The organism is Neolewinella maritima (assembly GCF_923081025.1).
GTDB classification, from domain to species: domain Bacteria; phylum Bacteroidota; class Bacteroidia; order Chitinophagales; family Saprospiraceae; genus Neolewinella; species Neolewinella maritima.
Genome location: NZ_CAKLPZ010000002.1, coordinates 759571 through 779730, shown reverse-complemented (window position 1 = coordinate 779730; position 20160 = coordinate 759571). Strand labels below are relative to the sequence as shown.

The window sequence follows — 20160 nt, the reverse complement described above, 5'->3', positions numbered from 1 at the left end:
CCCCTAAATGTAGGCAACACCGGCGTGCCTAGATGCCCCACATCCGCTCCCACATACCGGCCAGCAGGTCGCCGCGATCTCCCTGCGGACCGGAGGCCTGCTCCACCACCCGCACGGGCCGCACGCTGGTGTCGATCTTCCAGCTGAACAGGTAGGCCGACGGATCGGTGGGGTCGGTGCCCAGCAGACCGTAGCGCAGGTCGCTCAGTTGTACGTACCCGCTGTCCCGGGGAATGACGACGTAGAAGCCGCCGGTAAACCACTCCAGGATCTCCAGGTCACGGTCGCCGGTGTAGGGGGCCAGTAGCGCGTGGCGGCCGGCTACCTCTACGAGCGGACTGAATACGCGCTCCTGATCCAGCAGACTGTACTGACCCATATAGTAGGTCTCCGAATCGATCTGCGCCGTGCCGGACCAGAGCAGATTGCTCCCTAGGCTGGGGCCGATGATCTGGCGGTCGGCGGTGAGCCCGGCCCGGTCTAGCGTATCGTCCAGTACGGACCGTACGTTGAAGTGATTCACTACCGTAAGTAGTAGGTAGGCGGAAGAAATGACCAGGCCCGCCGTGTTGAGCATACGCCGCACCGGCGTGCCCCGCCCGCTGCGTGCCGCTAGTACGAGAAGTAGGAGAAAGGGCAGCGTATACGTGGGATCGACCACCGAGATCGTATTCCAGGCCAGGCGCACCCGGCTGATGGGCTCGAAGAGCTGGGTGCCGTAGGCGGTGAAGCAGTCTAGCAGGGGGTGGGTGGCGATGGCCAGGAAGAAGAGGATCGTCCACTCCGCTCCCGTAGCGTTTTGGTGAATGCGGCGGCGCCCGTGTGCCTTGCGACGGGCGAAGACGGCCACGACCGTACAGATGCTTGCGAAGACCAGCGTGATCACCGCCGTGATGGCCGGTATGCTATAGATCGGCAGTGGCATCAGGTAACTGCCGGTGAGTAGCAGCAGCCAGAAGGCCAGGATCGCCAGGGGGTAAAACGCCCGGTCGGATACCGCGAGCAGCTTACCGCCGTAGATCCGGTGTACGGCCAGACCGATCAGCGGAGCGGCCAGTACGGCGAAGGGCAGACTGTGGGTGAAGGCCCGGTGATAGGCCAGCGCACTCATGGGATCGGCGACCAGTCCGGAGAGCACGTCCAGATCCGGTAGCGTACCGGCGATACCGCCCCAGAGCATGGCACGGTTGCCGACCTTGCGCCCCAGGACGGCTTCCCCGACGGCCGCGCCGAGGACAATTTGCGTAAGTGAATCCACTCGGGGGCTAGAAGCCGACGTTGAATCCGCGCAGGCCTACGGTGAGGAGGACGGATACCCGGCTCCGGTCGGTGAGGATCAGGGGTTCCTCCAGGTCGATGGGTGCGTTGTAGGCGGTCTCGAAGCCGCTGGCACCGCTGTACTGGGCGGCTACGTCGACGAAGAACTTGCCGATGCTGTAGCCGGCGCCGGCGCTGTAGGTGAGATAGGCTTCGTCCTCGTCGTTGAGGAACACGGCGTAGGGGATCTGGCGGTAGCCTACGCCGGCCCGCAGTTGTATGGGCTTGAGGTTCAGCTCACCGCCTACCCGTAGGCCGATGCTGCTGCTGAGGTTGTTGTCGATGCTTTCATTGGTAGCCTCGGCGGCGGTGGCGAAATCATCGAAGCTGATACTGTTGCCCCGGTAGTCGGCATAGTCGACATCCACACTGAGGAAGCCGCTCTTACCGATCAGGTAGCCGGCCCCCACCATGAAGCGCCAGGGGGTACTTAGGTTGTAGGTGGCGGAGTTCAGCGGGCTGAGTTCCGTGCCGCCCATGGCCTGTCCGTTGTCGTCGACAAAATTGTATTCGAAGCCGGTAGAAAACTGCTCATCGATCGTCCACAAGGTCGGGGAATGGATCGCACCCGAGATGCGCAGTTGTTCGGTGGGCAGGTAGGTGAGGCCGAACTTCAGATTGAAGCCCGTGCCGCTGGTGATGAGGCTCTGGTCGAAAGCGGAATTATCGAACCCGCTGATCTCCCCCTGATCGTCTACCTCCTCGTAGGAGAATACTTCGTCGTAGGTAAAGAATGGTATACCGAAGGAGAGTCCCCAGAGTAGCTTCTCCCGGTAGTTCCCCCCGAAACCGAGCGCGACCTCCGACATACTTCCGCGCCGGTCGTACAGTCCGTCGCGGCGAATGCGACCACCGTCATTCTCTTCGAAGTCGAAATCGGTGAAAAAGCCTTGGTCATCTTCGAAGAACGCGCCGGTATTGAATGCTAGCAAGGAACCGAAGGGATCCTCGATCCCCGCGTTCAGGTCAGCAGCATAACCGTCAATAATACTCCCCTGACTGCGGCCGCCGAAACGCGTCTGCTGATTGTAGTCTGTCAGGCGGGTCACGCTGATGCCGAAGTTGAGCGTAGACCAGTTGACCGAGCGCGTGGTGCCGGCGAAGATCGCACCTATGCTGGGCAGGTTAAAATTAGCCGCCGACTCGCTCGTGTTCTCGGCGGGCTGACTGGGTACCAAATTCGCATCCATTCCGGTAAACGTAAAGCCCGGGGTGACCTGCGCCACGTTATAGCGGTTCCAGCCGATGCCGGCGGGGTTGGTGTGTAGCGTAGTGACGTCCACGCCCAGCGGGGTAAGGCTGCCGCCCGTACCAGCGAAGCGTGCCGTGCCCTGCGGCGTCACGAAAGAATAGCGGAGGGCATCATTGAAGTTTTGTCCGCTGAGGGTACCCGTCAGGAGCAGGGCAGCCAGGACTAGCCGTAGGTTCATAGGTCAATGTGCTTGGTCTCTGAAGAAAGCAGGGTGGAAACGAAAGTTTGCCCGCCGGCGATGGTTTATGACTTCTTTAAACGTAGCGGACGCAAAAAGGGATGCGCACCCTACGGTACGCATCCCTTCTGATGACGTGATGGTCTATCCGGCTTACTTGCCGCCACCACTACGGGTGCGGGTGGTGGTACGGGTGGAGGTGGATCGGGTAGAAGAAGACCGACTAGGCGAGGCACTGCGGCTGGGCGAAGCACTGCGCGACGGTGAGGCGCTCCGGCTAGGCGTATAGTTACGCGATGGCGTACTGCGGCTGGGCGTGGCGCTACGGGTAGGGGTCGCGCTGCGGCTCGGCGTGTAGTTCCGCGAGCGGGTACCACGGGTAGGTGTGGTACTGCGGCTCGGCGTGGCACGGCGGGTGGGAGTAGCACTCCGGGTGGGCGTGGCCGAGCGGGTGTTGGTCCGGGGCGCTACCGTGGTACGGCTGCGATCGATCCGTGTGTCCCGGGTGGTGGTACCACGATCCGAACTGCGCAGGGTGCGTCCGCTGGTGCTGCTACGGGTAGCCGTGGTGCCACGGGTATTAGCTGAGCGGGAGGTCACCGGCGTGTTCTGCCGGTTGCGGGCTACGCGATCGGCGATCGAGGTGGTAGCGGCACGGGGTACCGAAGTGACGGTGCGCCGGGCGGGTGCGTTGCTGACGTTGTTGTTGACGACGTAGGTGTTGCCGCCGCCCCATGCGGGGGGACAGTAGTAGCCACCGGGGGTGACGAATCCACCGCCGCCGAACCGGCCGGCTCCGTAGCCGAAGGCACCGCCGCCGTAGCCGAAGCCACGGTTAAAGCCGCCGCCGTAGAAGGGATCGTTCCAGCCGCGGTTCCAGCGGTTGAAGCCGCGGTCCACGTAGGCTACACCATAGGGCGTAATGACGGGCTCCAGAAAGGCACTCCCACGGCCGAAACGGTTGTAACCGAAGCCACTGTTATAGATCAGCGAAGTAGCACCGAAGGGCCGGTAGAAGGGGTCGTAGTAGGCTACATCTACATAGACCGGATCGTAGTAACCGAAGCCGGCATACGGCCGGTTGAAGCGCCGGATACGGCTGGAGTAGTAGTAATCGTAGGGATCGTCGTCGTAGCTGGAGGCGGAGCGGAAGGCATTGTCCCGCGGTGCATCGTCACGCTGGTCGTAATCGTCCTGGTAATAATCGGGGGCAGGCTCTACGCTACGGAAGTCGTCCGGATCGTAGTACATATCATCGTACTGCGCCTGCACACCGGTCGAGATGAGCAACAGGGCAAATAAGGATGACACTGCGAGAAGTAGCTTTTGCTTGAGCATGATATTGATAGTTATGTAATCCGTGAGTCTGCCACTGATTCAAGGTCTAAAGTAGTAAGTTTGTGCCCTTCCTTTGGTTAAGGCAGCCTTAAAGGTGCCCGCAAAAGCGTTAAACGCCATTCTGCTTACCAAACCGAGGGTAAGAAACAGGTGGGCCGAGCCGTCCGGGCATTCCCGGTTATACGCTGTAGCCTACTAATAATCAACGTGTTACCCGCCCAAAAGTTGACCCCATGGCCAAAGCGATCACTTCCCGTACCGAAAACTATTCCGAGTGGTACCTGGACATTGTCAAGAAGGCCAATCTGGCCTCCAACAGTGCGGTGCGGGGCTGTATGGTGATCAAGCCCTACGGTTTCGGGATCTGGGAGCGGATGCAGCGGCAGCTCGACGATATGTTCAAGGAAACGGGCCACGTCAACGCCTACTTCCCCCTGTTCATCCCGAAGTCTTTCCTGAGCCGGGAGGCCGAGCACGTCGACGGTTTTGCCAAGGAATGCGCCGTGGTCACCCACCACCGCCTGATGAACGACCCCGACGGCGGCGGCGTCGTCGTAGACCCCACCGCTAAACTGGAGGAGGAACTGATCGTACGGCCTACCTCCGAAACCATCATCTGGCATACCTACCGCGACTGGATCACCAGCTACCGCGACCTGCCCCTGCTCATCAACCAGTGGGCCAACGTCGTGCGCTGGGAACTGCGCACCCGCCTCTTCCTGCGCACCGCCGAATTCCTCTGGCAGGAAGGCCACACCGCCCACGCCACGGCCGAGGAAGCACTGGAGGAAGCCCTCCAGATGCAGGACGTCTACGCCACCTTCGCCGAGGAGTATATGGCCATGCCCGTCCTGCGCGGCAGCAAGACGATCAACGAGCGCTTCGCCGGAGCTATCGATACCTACACCATCGAGGCCCTGATGCAGGACGGCAAGGCCCTCCAGGCCGGTACCAGCCACAACCTGGGACAAAATTTCGCTAAGGCCTTCGACGTCAAGTTCAGCAACGCCGAGAACCAGGAGGAGTACGTCTGGGCCAGCAGCTGGGGCGTCTCTACCCGTTTGATCGGCGGACTCATCATGACCCACAGCGACGACGAGGGCCTGGTGCTTCCCCCCAAGCTCGCTCCCATCCAGGTGGTTATCGTCCCCATCCCCAAGCCCAATGAAGCCCTCGACGCCAAGGCGCACGAGCTCATGGAGCAGCTCAAGGCCCGTGGCGTGCGCGTCAGCTACGACGATGATGCCAAGCAGCGTCCCGGATTCAAATTCGCCGAGAACGAACTCAAAGGTATTCCCATCCGCCTCGGCCTCGGCAAGCGCGACCTGGACAAGGGGACCATCGAGGTAGCCCGCCGCGACGAGAAGACCAAGGAGAGTCAGCCCCTGGAGGGCATCGTCGATCACGTCGTCCAGCTGCTCGACGAGATCCAGCAGAACCTCTTCGACCGGGCCGTGCGCTTCCGCGAGGAATACACTACTTACGTAGACACCTTCGAGGAATTCCAGGAAGTGATCGAGCGCGACATTCCCGGCTTTATCTACGCGCACTGGGACGGTACCACCGAGTCCGAGCTCAAGATCAAGGAACTGACCAAGGCCACCATCCGCTGCGTACCGCAGGATCAGCCGCAGGAAGACGGGGTCGATATGGTATCCGGTAAACCCAGTAAGGGACGGGTGGTGTTTGCTAAGGCGTACTAAGGATAGGTCGAGGCGTTGTACGCCGAGCTCGGTGTGCATTCCGTACCTTCCACGTCCTAAAGCTGCTCCCACCATGCCCTCCACCACCGACCGCCGCGACCGTCACCTCATCATCGGCGCTGGCCCCTGTGGACTCGGCACCGCCCGCGGACTCCAGGAGGCGGGCCTGTTGTACGATCACGTCGAGGCTGACCGCGAGGTAGGCGGCAACTGGCTACACGGGGTCTACCCCACTGCTCACATCATCTCCTCGAAGCTGATCACCCAGTACCCCGGCTATCCCATGCCGGAACACTACCCCGACTTCCCCAGCGCCCAGCACATGCTGGACTACTACATCGACTACGCCAACCACTTCGGACTGCGTGAGCGGATCGAGTTCAACACCCGCGTCGATTACGTGCGGCCCATCGCGGACAATCTTTGGGAGGTCACGCTGGATAGCGGAGAAGTACGGCAGTACGAGGGCGTACTGCTCGCTAATGGCCACCACTGGGACCGCAACATGCCTGAATTCAAGGGGCAATTCGATGGCCAGATCATGCACTCCAAGGACTACAAAGAGCGCGAGCAACTGATGGGCCGCAAGGTCGTCGTCGTGGGGGGTGGTAACTCGGCTTGCGACCTAGCTAGCGAGAGTGCGCGCCTGGCCGAACGTGCATATCTGAGCCTGCGGTCGGGGGTCTGGTTCTTCCCCAAGACCTTTATGGGTAAGCCCATTGCGGACAGCCCCTTCGCCAGCTGGCCGGTCTGGTTTCAGCGGCCCTTCATCAAGCTGATGGTGCGGATCGTGCAGGGCTCCTGGTCAGACTACAACCTGCCCAAGCCCGACTACGAACCCTTTGAAAAGCACCCCACCCTGGGCTCTGAGGTACTGCACTACATCAAGCACGGCCGCCTCACCGCCAAGCCCGGTATCGAGCGGCTCGCCGGCAAGGAGGTCGTCTTTACCGATGGCAGTCGCGTAGAGGCCGACCTCATCGCCTGCGCCACCGGCTACCACCTCAGCTACCCCTTCCTGCCCCCGGAGCTGCAGCGGGTAGAGGGTACGGTCGCCCAGGTCTACGGCTGGTCCATGCTGCCCGACTACCGCGGCATCTATTACCTGGGCTGGTACCAGTTTCGCGGCGGCGTAGGACAGGTCTTCGAGCCCTACGGCAAGCTCGTAGCCGAGCACATCAAACTGCAGCGGGAGATCTCCCAGCCCGTAGGCGCTGTATACAAGCAGCAAGGCGACCGCATCATGGATACCCATCTGATCGACCCCTACGACGTAGTCCGCGGTGTAGCCAAACAACTCCGCCGCTACCCCCGCTTACGTAAGCAAGCCCATACCTACGATCGGACACAGGGCGCGCACCAGAATACTCCCATCGCGGCACCTGCCCGCGTAGCTCCCCTTACCGAAGTCTATTAATGTCCACCACCAAACCCACTATTTTCATCACCGGAGCCGCTGGCGGCTTCGGCCAGGCAGTCGCCCGCACTTTCGTCCGTCAGGGCTGGTACGTGGGTCTGTACGATCTCAGCGAAGCACCCCTGACTGAACTAGTCAGCAGTCTGGGTGGCCCAGACGTAGCCTGCTGCGGCACACTGGACGTGACGGACATCGAAAGCACCCGGCAGGCTATCCAGCACTTCGGCGAGCATACCGGCGGCCAACTGCGCGTGCTGTTCAACAACGCCGGTATCACGGGCGTGGGGGCCTTCACCGATGTGTCTATCGAGCACCACCGCAAAGTCATCGACGTCAACCTATTCGGCGTGATGAACGTAGCCCATGCCGCCATCCCCCTGATGCGCAACACTCCCGGAGCCCACCTCATCAACGTATCCTCAGCCTCGGCCCTCCACGGCAACCCCGAGCTGGTCAGCTACTCGGCCACCAAGCGCGCCGTACTGAGCTTCACCGAGAGCCTCGATATCGGCCTCGAAGCCGACGGTATCCGGGTCAGCGACCTGCTACCGATGTACGCCAAGACCCCCATCATCCTGGACTACCTCAGTCAGCACCGCAAGCTGAGCGATAAAGACATCAAGCTCACCCCCGACGACATCGCCGCGGCGACCTGGAAGGTCGTGCAGACCGGTAAGTTCCGTACCTACGTGGGCACCGACACCAAAGTATTTGCCCCCCTGAGCCGGCTGTTCCCCTACCGCATCCGCAAGTGGGTGAGCCGTAAGGTGATCGGCTGGTAAACTTAGGGGAAGTAGCCAATGTTGTACTCACAAAGTAATTACATCATGAAGGCTAAGATCGTCAGGATCGGCAACTCCAGGGGTCTCCGTATCCCAAAAAAAGTACTACAGGAGTACTCCATAGAGGATACCATTGAAATGAATCTACTGGAAGAAGGTATTTTGCTGCAACCCGTCAAGAAAGTGCGCGAAGGTTGGGATGAAGCCTTCAAAAAAATGGCCGCCGAAGGGGATGACGAGCTACTGATCAATGACGTGTTCGAGGATGAAACATTCGACTTTTGAAAGTCACCCGGTTCGCCATTGTCATCGTCAACTTAGACCCTACTGTCGGTAGCGAGATCAAGAAGACCCGGCCCTGTGTAGTGATCTCACCCGATGAACTCAATCGCCACCTGCGGTCTGTGGTTGTCATTCCGTTGACCTCGCAGCGCAAGGATTATCCCACCCGGGTAGCCGTCACCACACAAAGGGGCAAAGGCTACGCCGTAGTGGAACAGATCCGTACTATCGACAAAGCACGCATAACGAAAGTAGCAGGTAAGATCACCCGGGCGGAACAGGAGAAACTGACCGAAGTCATCCGTAGTACGTACGTCGACTGATGCTCCCTCACTATCCGGCCAAGATCATTCTATTCGGCGAGCACACGCTTCTCCGCGGCAGCCGCGGACTAGCTATACCCTACCCCAAATACAGTCTACGGTGGACCGTCGATTCGCCCGACGACCGGTTGCTTGCCCTCGCTGATTACCTGCGCACCCGCGTTCCCGCCCGTTTGATCGACCACGATACGCTTGTCCGGGACCTGCGGCAGGGGGCAGGTCTGACGGGTGATATCCCGACCGGCTACGGACTGGGGAGTAGCGGAGCCGTATGTGCCGCGGTGTACGACCGCTACGCGACGCCGGCGGGCCGGGCACTGCCCATGGAAGAACTACGGCACACCCTGGCGACTATGGAGGGTCACTTTCACGGCCAAAGCTCCGGTACCGACCCCCTGGTCTCCTACCTACAGCAGCCCCTGCTCCTACAGGGCGGGGACGCCAGTGCGGTGCAACTTCCCGAAGGCTGGCGGGAGGGCTTTTTTCTAGTAGACACCGGCATCACGCGCAGCGCCAGCGACCTGATCGCACGCTTTGTGCAGGCCTTCGACCAGGACATGGTGCCCGACATCCGCAGCGGGTGGATGGAGCCGAACGAGCGCGCCTTGACGGCACTGCTGACCGGAGATCGGCAGGACCTATACACCGCATTTCGTGAGCTATCAGCCTACCAGCTGCCCAACTTCCCCTACTTGGTCCCGGAGGCATTTCGTTCCGTCTGGGACGGTGGGGCGCACTACCGGCTCAAACTCTGCGGAGCAGGTGGCGGCGGGATGCTACTCGGTTTGGCACGGGATCGCGCCCGTACGGAAGCGACCTTTGGGGAGCGGCTACACTGGCTGTAACTACATGCCGCTGGTCATCAGCAGGTCGATGTCCGTGTGGCGCATCTCGAAGCGCTGACCGAGGTAGCGGTTGGTGAGGCAGCCGCGGAAGGTGTAGATGCCGTGGCGCAGCCCGTTGTGGCGGAACAGAAAGTGCTCGAAGTTACGGGCCCCCTCAGCGCGCAGCAGGATCGGCGTGAGGATATTACTTACAGCGATGGAGGCGGTGCGCCCCACCCGGCTGGCGATGTTGGGTACGCAGTAGTGAACGATGTCGTACTTGACGAAGGTGGGCCGGTCCAGGCTAGTGAGCTGGCTGGTAGCGAAGCAGCCGCCCTGGTCGATGCTGACGTCGATGATGACGCTGTGTGGCTTCATCGCCCGCACCATATCCTCGCTCACCACTACCGGTGCGCGCCCGTGCTCGGCGTGGATGGCTCCGATGGCTACGTCGGCGTCCAGCAGTTCCCGGCGCAGGTAGACCGGGTTCATGGCCGAGGTGTACAGCTGGCGGCCTACGGAATTCTGCAGCCGCATCAGCTTATGGATATTGTCGTCGAAAATGCGGACTTCAGCCCCCATTCCCAGGGCGGCCCGGGTAGCGTACTCGGCAACTACCCCACCGCCCAGGATCACCACCTTGGCACTGGGTACGCCGGAAATTCCTCCGAGGAGTACACCCGGTCCGCCGTGGCTGGTACTGAGGAGTTCACCGGCCGTCTGGATAGCGGATACGCCGGCCATCTCGCTCATGATGCGCACGATGGGGAAGCTGCCCTCCTCGTCCTGCATATACTCCATGGCCAGAGCGATGATGCGCTTATGCTTGAGGCGGTAGAGGTAGTCGGCGTTGATGATGGGCAGCTGCAGCGGGGAGATCAGGATGCAGCCCTCCTGCATCATCTCGATCTCATCAAGAGTAGGCGGGGCCACCTTGATGATAACACGGGCCTTGCGGTATACCTCCTGGGCGGAGTAAGCGATCTCGGCCCCGCATTCACTATAGTCGTGGTCGCTGAAACTACTGTGTTCCCCGGCCTGGGTCTCGATCAGGACCCGGTGGCCGCGGGTGGTCAGGTTGTGGACGCCGCTGGGTACCAGGGCTACGCGCTTTTCCTGCAACGTGATCTCCTTAGGGATGCCGATAAACAGCTCCTCGGCGCGGGGTTCGATGGCCAGGGTTTCCGTCTGCGTTTGGGCGTATCCCGAGGTGAGCTCCTGGGGGAGATCGATCTTTTCCTTATCCTTACTGCTCATGGAATCGCTTACGGGCTAGCTGGTGGTAACGTGGATACGCCGCTGCTCCTCCGTGGCTAGGTGGTACAAGCGCAAGAAAACAACGTCGGGAGGCAGTAAGGGTTGTATCACCGCCGGCCATTCTATGAATACCGCAGCGGCGCCATTAGCTGTCGGGGCGTCCAGTAGCTCCTCGAGTCCGGCATCGACGGCCTCGGCGACGTCCTGCAAGCGGTAGCAGTCCAGGTGGTATACCGGTCCGGCGGGGCTGGCGTACGTATTGACGATGCTGTAGGTAGGACTCGAAACGGGCTCGGTCACGCCGAGTTGCCGGCAAAGCTCGGCGACCAGCGTGGTCTTGCCGGTACCCAGCTCACCCTCCAGGGCGTATACCGTATCGCGGCCGTACTCCGCCAGCAGCTTGCTGGCCAGGACGGGCAGTTCGGGAAGCGTATAGTGGATATCCATCTTGCGCAAATGTAGCCGCTAAACAGCAAGAGGCTGACCGCAATCGCGGCCAACCTCTTATGCTGTGGGGAATACGTGTTGCTTACTTCATCGCGACCAGGTTCAGCTTCAGGCCGACCTCATCGTTGATGATATTGTCCTGGGCGATGCCCTCGATGCCGCCGCTGCCGTACTCCATACCCCACTCGGTGCGGTCGATGACGAAGTCGGGTGTGGTGGCCGTGATGCGATTTTCCGTCATGGTCACGGTAGCGGGAATGGTGATGCTCCGCGAGGTGCCCTTCAGGGTCAGGTTGCCGGTGATGTCGTAGTTGTGTCCGTCTTCAGCGTCCACCGCGGGGGTGGCACTGGTGATGACAAACTTAGCCGTGGGGTACTGGGCTACGTCGAAGAAGTCGGCGCTCTTGAGGTGACCCTCTAGTTTGCCCTTACCCTCTTCGTCCAGGTCCGTGTTATTCAGCCCGGTAATGTCCAGAGTGACTTCGCCGCCGACGAGTTGGGTGCCGTCCGTTTCAAGATTCCCTTGAGCAATGGGGATCATCCCCTGATGGCCACCGCCGATCAGCTTGGTACCTTCCCACTCTACGGTGCTGGCCTGGGGATCCAGGGCGTAGGTAGCGGAGGCCTGGGCGGCGGTATTCTCGGTTTGTGCGTCAGTGGATTCTACTTCGGTGCCGGAAGGACCGCAGGCGGTCAGTGCAGCAGCGAAGGCAAGTAGGGAGAGGGAGCGTAGCATAAGTTTCAGTTTGAGTGACGACCCGTTTCGTAAGGTCAGATGCACAGTAAAACCCCTCAAGCCGGCGCGGGTTGAATGATACAGCAAAATTTAATGTAGGTACACTGAATTATTGGCCCTTGGCCCCTCCGGACGGTTTGAGCGTGGCGGCCTCGCCGGGTCCGGTCCGGTCGGTCTCATCGCCTGCCTTGTGGATACTGCGGGCGTCCCAGGCAGTGTGGAATACACCGGTCTGATCCGTCCGTTCGTAGGTATGGGAGCCGAAGTAGTCGCGCTGGGCCTGTACCATATTGAGCGGAAGCCGCTCGCTACGGAAGACCTCGAAGTACTGCAGGGAGGTAGACAGGCACATGGCCGGTACGCCCCGCTCATTGGCCTGATGGAGCAGCTCGACCACGGATTCGCGGCAGTCGAATAGGTCGTGACGAAACTCCTCGGTAGCCATCATATTGAACAGCCCCTCGCGGGTACCGTAGGCGTGGCGGATCTTTTCGAGCATCTCGGCCCGGATGATACAGCCACCGCGCCAGATGCGGGCGATACCCTCCAGATCGAGGTCGTACTTCATCTCCTTGCTCGCCTCGGCCAGCAGTTGCATGCCCTGGGCGTAGCAGGTCACGAAGCCGAAGTAGAGGGCCTTCTCTACGGATTCGGCAAAGCCGGGCCCCGTGAGCTCGGGCATCTCGGGGTGGATGTCCTTATATAGTTTGCTGTTGTCCTGCCGGTACTCCTTGAAGGCGGAGATGGCGCGCATGGTCACGGCCGCATCGATGGTAGGGATGGGTACGCCCAGATCCATGGCCGACTGGCTGGTCCACTTGCCGGTACCCTTCTGCTTGGCCTTGTCGAGGATGAGGTCGAGCAGGTGCTCGTCCGTATCTTCTATGCGGTACTTGAGGATATTGGCGCTGATCTCGACCAGGTAGCTGTTGAGCCGCCCGTCGTTCCATTTGCTGAACAGGGCCGACATATCGTCGTTGCTCATGCCCCCCACCCGCTTGAGGATATCGTAGGCTTCGGCGATGAGCTGCATCAGGCCGTACTCGATGCCGTTATGCACCATCTTGACGTAGTGGCCGCTGCTGCTCTCTCCGATGTAGGTCACGCAGGGTTCGCCGTTCACCTTGGCGGCTACGGTTTCCAGGATGGGCTTGACGTCCTCCCAGGCCGAGCGGTCGCCGCCGGGCATGATGCTGGGTCCCAGGCGAGCGCCCTTAGCTCCTCCGGACACCCCGGTGCCGAGGAAGCGAATATTCTTGGTCTTCAGGTAGGCGTAGCGGCGGTCGGTATCCTCGTAGTGGCTGTTACCGCCGTCGATGATAATATCGTCCTTGTCCAGCAGCGGCAGCAGGCCCTCGATCACCTTATCGACGATGGAGCCGGCGGGCACCAGCAGCATGATCTTACGCGGCTTACTCAGTAGCTGCACGAACTCTTGCTGGGTGGCTACTCCCTTCACCCGCATGTCCTTTCCCTCCTCGTTGAGGGCGCTTACGGATTCTTCATTGATGTCCGTACCCAGCGCGCCGAAGCCGTCGTCGGCTACGTTGAGGAGGAAGTTGCGGCCCATCACGCCGAGGCCGATCATACCGAAGTCATATAGTTGCTGGTCCATATCGAGGGGGGAATTTGCGGGTTAAGATACGTTAGCGCAAAGGTGTAGGCCGGCGCAGTGTTCACGTCAGGCCGGGGGGCGGGGCCGCGGGTGCGTTATTTATAAAAGTATACGCGGGGCTGGGTGTACCACTGTAGCGTATCGTCCACCACGTGCTGCGCTTCGATGTGCAGAAAGTGTTCTCCCGGATCCATGGTGTGGGCGGGTATCATATAGAGCAGACCGGGCTGTTCGCGCGTACTGTTGTAGTGGAAGCGGGCCGGCACGTCCGTGCGTAAGCTATCGTCTACGTATAGCCGGAACATACTGCTTACGGCTACCAGTAGGCTATCGTAGGAATAGTCGTCACTCAGGTTGTAGAGCTGGGTGAGCTGCATGGGTTCGCCGAAGCGCAGACCGGTGTAGCGGGCAAATTCCAGATCGGGGTACTTCCGCTGTATGGTGGGATCGTGTAGGCGGGGCCGGTAGGCGACAAAGGCCTCCACGTAGTTGTCTTTGACGTAGCGGCTACTCAGGGTAGTGCGGTGGCGCTGGCTACGGATGTCCGCCCCCTCGTCGTCGTAGTTGCGGTGATCGATCCACGCAGCTCCGTCCTGCTGGTAGTAGGGAAAAAAGCCGTGGGTTACGATCCGGGCCGACACGACCAACAGGATGGTCAGTACAAATACGGGCAGCAGGCGCGCCAGCCGCCGGCCGAAGCGGTCGTCCACCAGGTTGTGGTACAGCGGCCGGTAGAGGGCCGCCAGCGTAACCCAGCCCATGAGGCGATACACCGGGTAGTAGGCCCGTGCCGTGTAGCGGTTGCGCTTGAACCACCCCAGGGTAAAGAAGTCGATCAGGTAGAGTACCCCGAGTACGAGGCAAAGCACACTCACGAAGCCCGCGCCGGTGAATACGCCCGTGGTCATCGTCTCCCGTCCTACCAGCCAGCCGTAGCCCCCCTGCAGGGCGATCGCAAACAGGAAATAAGTAGTGATGCTGAGAAAACAGAAGATGATCAGGAAGGCCACTGAGAACATCACGCTACAGTAGCGCTCCAGCCGCTCGATGTAGTCGTCGAAGCTCCCCACGGACCTGCGCAGCCAGTCGCGGTAGATCGCCTGGTACCGCAGTGCGTCGTAGTCGATATCTCCGGAGACGTACCGCAGTCCGATGGCGGCGATCCACAGGCCCCGCAGCGTGACGTGGACGAGCAGACTCACCAGCAGGGCCAGATAGGCCGTGCCGAACATACCCCCCATAAGCCCGAAGCCGAAGTAGGCCCTGCTCTGCTCCTTGAGGGAAAAGAGGTCCTACGCCAGATCGAACATCGGCTCCAGACCGCCGATCAGCAAAAAGATCACGAAGCCGCTGATGAGCAGCTCGAGCTGCCAGCTTTCCTGCTGCAGCTTATCCAGCCAGGATTTAAGTGGGGCTTGTTCCTCCTGTGTATTCATCGCACCTGCGTCCGCGCCTACTTCGCCGCAGGGGCCCCTCCCTGCGCCTCGTTTTCTAGTGCGGCGATCTTGCCCATGCGCCGCAGCTGCCGGGGTAGGGCCTGGTACTCCGCCCCTACGAAGTTGTTGAGTAGCTCCTGGGCCAGGGCGATGCCGATGACGCGGCCACCCAGGCAGATCATGTTCATATCGTCGTGCTCTACGCCCTGGCGGGCCGAGTAGGTTTCGGTGATGAGGCAGGCGCGCACGTTGTTGATCTTGTTGGCGGCGATACTGGCTCCTACCCCACTGCCGCAGACGGCCACGCCACGCTCTACTTCTCCGGCTCCGACGGCCCGGGCCAGGGGGATGACGAAGTCCGGAAAATCGTCCTTGGCGTCGTATTCGAACGCGCCGAAGTCCCGGACCGTGTGGCCCTGTTCTTCGAGATACTGCTGAAGTTGTTGCTTGAGTTCGATGCCGCCGTGGTCGGTCGCGATGCCAATCGTCATAGTAGATAGTTACTGCTTACGGCACAAATTACCTTGCGCGCGGCGTAAACCTTCTAAAAAGTAGCCACCTTTGGAACCTAAAGACCCCCGCCGTATGCCTAATTCCGTCCCCTCCCATATCCTGATCATCTTCGGTGCCTCCGGTGACCTGGCCCAGCGCAAGCTCATCCCCGCCGTCTACGATCTTTACCGGGGCGGTTACCTGCCGGAGCATTTCGCGCTGCTGGGTGCTAGCCGGACGGACTATACCGACGAGCAGTTTCGCGACAAGGTGGTGTTCGACAGCGAGTTCTTTACCGCCGAGCAGAAGGAGCAGGCGCAGCTGAAGGAGTTTTCCAAGCTGCTGTTCTACCAGGACCTGAAGGTATACGATGGAAAGGAGGATATAGATAAGCTCAAGGCCCGGTTGGACGTGCTGAGCCAGGAGTTTCGGACGGGGAGCAACTACATCTTCTACCTCTCTACCCCACCCAAGCTATATAGCACTATCCCGGGAGCCCTGGCGGCTTCGGGGCTTAACGCACCGGAGGGCGGCTGGGCACGGCTGGTCGTAGAGAAGCCCTTCGGCTACGACGAGGCATCGGCCAAGAAACTGAACGAGGACATCCAGTCCTTCTTCCCGGAAAACGACATCTACCGGATCGATCACTACCTGGGCAAGGAGACGGTGCAGAACCTACTGGTGACCCGCTTCGCCAATGGCTTCTTCGAGCCGCTGTGGAACAGGAATTACATCCAGTCGGTACAGATCACGGCGGCGGAGACCGTCGGCGTAGGAAGCCGGGGCGGTTACTACGACGGCAGCGGCGCGATGCGCGACATGATCCAGAATCACCTCCTGCAGGTACTGGCCCACGTAGCTATGGAACCTCCCATCCGGGCAGACGCCGTGTCGATCCGGGGGGAGAAAATGAAGTTGTTCCAGTCGCTGCGGCCCATCAAGGGGGAGACCGTAGCCAAGCAGGTGGTGCGGGCACAGTACACGGCCGGCGATACCAAGGACGGACGCGTAGTGTCCTACCGCGACGCCGAGGGCGTACCCGACGACAGCACTACGGAGACCTACGTGGCCATGAAGTTCTTCATCGACAACTGGCGCTGGGCCGGGGTGCCTTTTTTCATCCGCACGGGAAAGTGTCTGCCGCTCAAGGTTACCGAGGTGGTCATCACGTTCAAGAATCCCCCGCAGGCCATCTTCGCCGAGTTCGATGACTACGCGATGAAGTGCGACAACCAGCTCATCATCCGCATCCAGCCCGACGAGGGCATGGCCATGGAGTTCGGCATGAAGGTACCCGGGGAGGGCTTCCGCGTGAAGAACGTCGACATGGACTTCTTCTACCGCGACCTGACCACCCAGGACGTCCCTGAATCCTATAGCCGCCTTTTGCTAGACTGTATGAAGGGGGATCCCACCCTCTACGCCCGCGGCGACAGTGTCGAGGTGGCCTGGGCCTTCACCGATCCCATCATCGAAGCCTGGGAGAAAGGCGAAGCTCCACTGACGACCTACGAAGCCGGTACCTGGGGCCCCGCCGAGGCAGATGCGCTCTGGAGCGATGTGCCCAATGGCGGCTGGCGCAATCCGGCCGAGTCGCTGGTGGACGATAAGCACTATACTAAGTTGTAGTTAGACGCCTTCGGCTGGGTAGGCGCCTTCGGCTGGGTAGACCGCTTTGTGGGTAGTGTGGGGATGCTTGCTTCGCGCGTTTGGGTAGTATCTTGCACCTGTGGCCCCGCCCCCTGCCAGGCCTCCGACGACCGCCTTAACGCCCTAACCCCTTAACTCCCTAACCCCTTGAAAACCGACGTACTCATTATTGGCTCCGGGATCGCGGGGCTTAGCACGGGCATCAAACTGGCGATGCTGCGGCCCGAACTGAAGATCGACGTGCTCACTAAGGTGAACGAGCGGGAGAGCAATACCAGCTACGCCCAGGGCGGAGTGGCGGCGGTGTGGGATCACGGGACGGACAACTACGAAAAGCACGTAGAGGATACGCTGGATGCCGGGGCCGGACTCTGTGACGAGCACATCGTGCGTATCGTGGTGGAGGAAGGACCGGAACGGGTGGAGGAGATCATCGAGTGGGGCACGCGCTTCGACCTGGACCAGTTTCAGAAGTACGACCTGGGCCGGGAGGGGGGGCATTCGGAGAACCGGATCCTGCACTATAAAGACCTGACGGGCTGGGAGATTCAGCGGGCGCTGAGTGCCAAGGCGGCTACGCTGGATAATCTGGTGGTGCACGAGCATTACTTCGCGCTCGACCTGTTGACGCAGCACCATCTGGGGCACATCGTGACCCGCCTGACGGAGAATATCGAGTGCTACGGGGCTTACGTGCTCAATAAGGAGAACTGGGAGATCAGCACCATCCTGGCTCGCACTACGGTACTGTGTGCCGGTGGGAACGGACAGATCTACCGCAGCACGACCAATCCCGTCATCGCTACGGGGGATGGCATTGCCATGGCCTACCGGGCCAAGGTGCACCTGGAGAATATGGAGTTCGTGCAGTTTCATCCGACGGCGCTGTACAGTCCGGGGATCGAGAAGCAGGCCTTCCTGGTGAGTGAGGCGGTGCGGGGCTTCGGGGCCATCCTGAAGCGGCCCGATGGATCGGAATTCATGCACGACTACGACCCCCGGGGGAGTCTGGCACCGCGCGACATCGTAGCCCGGGCGATCGACAACGAAATGAAACTGACGGGGGCCGAGTATATGTGCCTGGACTGCCGGGAGCTAGACGAGGAAAAATTCCGCGCCCACTTCCCCACGATCTACGATAAGTGCATCGAGACAGGCATCGACCCGATGAAGGACCTGATCCCCATCACGCCGGCCTGCCACTATATGTGCGGGGGGATAAAGGTAGATGAGTTTGGCCGCAGCTCGGTCAACCGCCTCTACGCGGCCGGGGAGTGCACCAGCACCGGACTACACGGCGCGAACCGCCTGGCCAGCAACAGTCTGCTGGAGGCCCTGGTGTTCGGCCACCGCATTGCCCACGCTATTGCCACTAACATCGACAATGAGCCCCTGCAGGAGGATATTCCGCAGTGGGAGCGCACCGGCACCATGGAGCCGAAGGAGCAAGTACTCATTACCCAGAGCGTCAAGGAACTCAAGGAAGTGATGTCGAGCTACGTCGGCATCGTGCGCAGCGACAAGCGGCTCCGGCGGGCGAAGGACCGTCTGGTGCTACTCCACGACGAGACCGAGGAGCTGTACCGGCATAGTCTGGTGAGCCCGCAGCTCTGCGAGCTGCGCAACCTGATCACGGTCGGCTTCCTGGTGACCAAGGCGGCCAATCTGCGCAAGGAGAGCCGGGGCCTGCACTTCACCACGGACTATCCGGAGCGGGCGGGATTCGTGCAGTATTCGGTGCTGTAGGGGAGCCGATCAGATATACCCCGGATTCTGGATCAGATTGGGGTTGGCGACGATCTCACGGGCGGGAATGGGGAAGACCAGTTCGTCCGCGTCGAAAGCGAACGCACCCACGCTACCCCCGAGACGCTTGATGTCATGGATCCGAAAGCCCTCGAAGGCGAGTTCCCGGCGGCGCTCTTCCAGGATGTACTCCAGATCGACTTCACCCTCCTCCAGGTCGTCAAGGCCGGCACGGTTGCGAAGGCGATTGATATCTTCGGTAGGGGTGGCACCTACTTCGGTACCCAATCGCTCATTGGCCTCGGCGCGGATGAGGTACATCTCAGCTAAGCGTATAAGGCTGATGTTGGCGAATTGGTCATTGAACTTGCCGGTGAGGGTGGCCCCACTGCGCTCGAAAAATAGCTGGTACCGGGCATCCGTCGTATCGTAGAGTGCCAGGTGAGCCGGTAGGATCTCGATATCTCCGTCCCGCCCCCCGAAAGCAGGGATGGAGTAGAAGGTATTGAGGTTATTAATTCCATCCTGGGAGGTGACCTGAATGGCGAAGATGTCTTCCGTAGAATTGCTTTCGTTCATGAACGCCGCTGCGTAAGTAGGCGTGAGGGAGTACGACCCGCTTTCGATGACACGGTTGGCCGCTTCCAGGGCATCTTCGTAGCGGTCCATTTGCAGGTACACGCGGGCGAGGGTGGCCGTGGCTACGAGCCCTCCGGCGCGCACGCCGTTGGTGGGGGGCAGCAGGTCTACGGCCGTAGTGAGGTCCGTAAGTACCTGGTCGTATACCTCTTCTACCGTAGCCCGGCTCACATCGTTGTCCGGTCCGACTTCGCGGGTGGGGGTAAGTACGAGGGGTACACCGAGCTGATCATTGGTTTCTCCACCTTCGTAGGGGAGTGCGTAGAAGCGGACCAGGTCGAAGTAGGCGTAGGCGCGCACGAAGCGGGCCTCTCCCTCTACCCGGCTGCGGTCGTCCGCGTCGACGACGTCCAGGGCGGAGAGTACATTGTTGGCAATGTTGATCGCCTCGTAGCTTTCGATCCAGGTTTCTTCTGCATCTACATTGCCCGTGGTGATGCGCTTGCGCGCGATCTCGTCGGGGCTGTTGAAGGTACCTACGAAGAGTAGCTCGCCGGTGCCTCCGAGTAGATCGGCATCGCGAAGGTTATTTCCGCCATACAGATCACCGTCACTGAGTTGATCGTATGCGCCGGCGAGTACGGCCTTGAGTGTTTCGTCGGTGCCCAGGGCAAGCTCTTCGCTGATGCTTTGCGCGGGTTCCAGGTTGAGCTCGTCGCTACAGGACAGGGCGATGGCACCCAGTCCGAAGAGGAGAAGTAGGTTGGCGTAGTTCATGGTGGTCGC

At 60.7% G+C, this 20160-nt stretch carries 19 protein-coding genes; 8 read left to right on the top strand and 11 right to left on the bottom strand.

Annotated elements, in window-relative coordinates; translation table 11 throughout:
- Nucleotides 1-28: 28 nt before the first annotated feature.
- The 3 genes from MJQ68_RS11635 to MJQ68_RS11625 form a co-directional block, all read right to left on the bottom strand.
- The gene (locus MJQ68_RS11635) at nucleotides 29-1258 is read right to left on the bottom strand and encodes a metal-dependent hydrolase (RefSeq protein WP_238751281.1); all 1230 of its coding nucleotides are present in this window, start codon (nucleotides 1256-1258) and stop codon (nucleotides 29-31) included.
- Between the two features lie 7 nt (nucleotides 1259-1265).
- Nucleotides 1266-2747 (bottom strand): hypothetical protein, encoded by a 1482-nt coding sequence (locus MJQ68_RS11630; protein ID WP_238751280.1) that lies wholly within the window; start codon nucleotides 2745-2747, stop codon nucleotides 1266-1268.
- 153 nt (nucleotides 2748-2900) lie between these two features.
- A complete protein-coding gene (locus MJQ68_RS11625; RefSeq protein ID WP_238751279.1) occupies nucleotides 2901-4085 on the bottom strand; it encodes a hypothetical protein in 1185 nt (394 codons plus the stop codon).
- A gap of 233 nt (nucleotides 4086-4318) precedes the next feature.
- Between MJQ68_RS11625 and proS the strand changes: the two genes are divergently transcribed.
- From proS to MJQ68_RS11595, 6 genes are all read left to right on the top strand, one after another.
- Nucleotides 4319-5788, top strand: a complete 1470-nt coding sequence (proS, locus tag MJQ68_RS11620) for a proline--tRNA ligase (RefSeq protein ID WP_238751278.1) — start codon at nucleotides 4319-4321, stop codon at nucleotides 5786-5788.
- Between the two features lie 73 nt (nucleotides 5789-5861).
- Complete coding sequence (locus MJQ68_RS11615; protein ID WP_238751277.1) at nucleotides 5862-7205, top strand: flavin-containing monooxygenase; 1344 nt, start codon at nucleotides 5862-5864, stop codon at nucleotides 7203-7205.
- The gene (locus tag MJQ68_RS11610) at nucleotides 7205-7987 is read left to right on the top strand and encodes an SDR family oxidoreductase (protein WP_238751276.1); all 783 of its coding nucleotides are present in this window, start codon (nucleotides 7205-7207) and stop codon (nucleotides 7985-7987) included. Before MJQ68_RS11615 ends, MJQ68_RS11610 begins: the two co-directional genes overlap by 1 nt.
- A gap of 45 nt (nucleotides 7988-8032) precedes the next feature.
- Complete coding sequence (locus tag MJQ68_RS11605; protein ID WP_238751275.1) at nucleotides 8033-8272, top strand: AbrB/MazE/SpoVT family DNA-binding domain-containing protein; 240 nt, start codon at nucleotides 8033-8035, stop codon at nucleotides 8270-8272.
- Complete coding sequence (locus MJQ68_RS11600; RefSeq protein WP_238751274.1) at nucleotides 8269-8592, top strand: type II toxin-antitoxin system PemK/MazF family toxin; 324 nt, start codon at nucleotides 8269-8271, stop codon at nucleotides 8590-8592. Before MJQ68_RS11605 ends, MJQ68_RS11600 begins: the two co-directional genes overlap by 4 nt.
- Entirely contained in the window at nucleotides 8592-9437 is an 846-nt protein-coding gene (locus MJQ68_RS11595; protein WP_238751273.1) for a mevalonate kinase family protein, read from the top strand. The genes MJQ68_RS11600 and MJQ68_RS11595 overlap by 1 nt, the downstream gene beginning before the upstream one ends.
- On the opposite strand, the gene MJQ68_RS11590 is transcribed toward MJQ68_RS11595, so the two are convergent.
- The 7 genes from MJQ68_RS11590 to MJQ68_RS11560 all read right to left on the bottom strand — a co-directional run bounded on the left by MJQ68_RS11590 (nucleotide 9438) and on the right by MJQ68_RS11560 (nucleotide 15398).
- Nucleotides 9438-10673, bottom strand: a complete 1236-nt coding sequence (locus MJQ68_RS11590; RefSeq protein WP_238751272.1) for an alanine dehydrogenase — start codon at nucleotides 10671-10673, stop codon at nucleotides 9438-9440.
- Nucleotides 10674-10688: 15 nt separating this feature from the next.
- On the bottom strand, nucleotides 10689-11120 hold the full coding sequence (gene tsaE, locus MJQ68_RS11585; RefSeq protein ID WP_238751271.1) for a tRNA (adenosine(37)-N6)-threonylcarbamoyltransferase complex ATPase subunit type 1 TsaE: 432 nt from the start codon (nucleotides 11118-11120) through the stop codon (nucleotides 10689-10691).
- 82 nt (nucleotides 11121-11202) lie between these two features.
- Nucleotides 11203-11856 carry a YceI family protein gene (locus MJQ68_RS11580; protein WP_238751270.1) on the bottom strand — a complete coding sequence of 218 codons (654 nt, stop codon included), beginning with the start codon at nucleotides 11854-11856 and terminating at the stop codon, nucleotides 11203-11205.
- 109 nt (nucleotides 11857-11965) lie between these two features.
- On the bottom strand, nucleotides 11966-13471 hold the full coding sequence (gndA, locus tag MJQ68_RS11575) for an NADP-dependent phosphogluconate dehydrogenase (protein WP_238751269.1): 1506 nt from the start codon (nucleotides 13469-13471) through the stop codon (nucleotides 11966-11968).
- Nucleotides 13472-13566: 95 nt separating this feature from the next.
- Nucleotides 13567-14712, bottom strand: coding sequence for a hypothetical protein (locus MJQ68_RS11570; RefSeq protein ID WP_238751268.1), 1146 nt, complete (start codon nucleotides 14710-14712; stop codon nucleotides 13567-13569).
- A gap of 51 nt (nucleotides 14713-14763) precedes the next feature.
- Nucleotides 14764-14907, bottom strand: a complete 144-nt coding sequence (locus MJQ68_RS11565; RefSeq protein ID WP_238751267.1) for a hypothetical protein — start codon at nucleotides 14905-14907, stop codon at nucleotides 14764-14766.
- 17 nt (nucleotides 14908-14924) lie between these two features.
- The gene (locus tag MJQ68_RS11560) at nucleotides 14925-15398 is read right to left on the bottom strand and encodes an RpiB/LacA/LacB family sugar-phosphate isomerase (RefSeq protein ID WP_238751266.1); all 474 of its coding nucleotides are present in this window, start codon (nucleotides 15396-15398) and stop codon (nucleotides 14925-14927) included.
- 94 nt (nucleotides 15399-15492) lie between these two features.
- Between MJQ68_RS11560 and zwf the strand changes: the two genes are divergently transcribed.
- Both zwf and nadB read left to right on the top strand, forming a co-directional pair.
- The gene (gene zwf / locus MJQ68_RS11555; protein ID WP_238751265.1) at nucleotides 15493-17028 is read left to right on the top strand and encodes a glucose-6-phosphate dehydrogenase; all 1536 of its coding nucleotides are present in this window, start codon (nucleotides 15493-15495) and stop codon (nucleotides 17026-17028) included.
- Nucleotides 17029-17196: 168 nt separating this feature from the next.
- Nucleotides 17197-18795 (top strand): L-aspartate oxidase, encoded by a 1599-nt coding sequence (nadB, locus tag MJQ68_RS11550; protein WP_238751264.1) that lies wholly within the window; start codon nucleotides 17197-17199, stop codon nucleotides 18793-18795.
- A gap of 9 nt (nucleotides 18796-18804) precedes the next feature.
- Here nadB and MJQ68_RS11545 read toward each other — a convergent pair whose 3' ends face one another.
- Nucleotides 18805-20151: a RagB/SusD family nutrient uptake outer membrane protein gene (locus MJQ68_RS11545; protein ID WP_238751263.1), complete on the bottom strand. Its 1347-nt coding sequence runs from the start codon at nucleotides 20149-20151 to the stop codon at nucleotides 18805-18807.
- Nucleotides 20152-20160: the final 9 nt, after the last annotated feature.